This is a genomic window from Streptomyces sp. DH12, assembly GCF_020873895.1.
GTDB lineage: Bacteria > Actinomycetota > Actinomycetes > Streptomycetales > Streptomycetaceae > Streptomyces.
This window is the reverse complement of sequence record NZ_JAHWGT010001562.1, coordinates 1-399: the sequence shown is the minus strand read 5'-3', so window position 1 is coordinate 399 and position 399 is coordinate 1. Positions and strand designations below refer to the sequence as shown.

General features: G+C 80.5%; 1 pseudogene. It reads right to left on the bottom strand.

Annotation, left to right across the window (positions count from 1 at the left end):
- Positions 1-399 (bottom strand): annotated as a pseudogene (locus LPA54_RS41095) (type 2 lantipeptide synthetase LanM); the annotation flags it as partial.

The following is a 399-nucleotide window of genomic DNA, read 5'->3' as shown; positions in this document are numbered from 1 at the left end:
CCAGCGCGGTCCGGCTCAGCATCCGCGCCAGGACCGGGTAGGCGGTGAACAGGTCCGACAGTCCGCGCCGGGTGCCGGCCGCCGCGACGAAGGAGGCGAACCGCTCGCGCGGGCCGGCGCCCGCCAGGCGCCGGGAGCGCCGGGCCCGGTGCAGCTCCTGGGCCAGCGTGCGGGCGGCGAGCCGGACCAGCTGGTGGGTCAGACGGCGGGTGAACGCGTCCCGCCACACGGTGGCCTCGGCGTCCGGGACGCCGGCCGTCCGGTCCGCGAGGCGGGCGGCGGCCATGGCGACCAGGGGGCGCACGGCCGGCGCGAACGCGTCGGGACCCTCGCCGCCGACCTCGACCGCCGGCAGCCCTTCGGGGGCCGCGGCCAGCACCTCCTCCGCGTACGACGCCC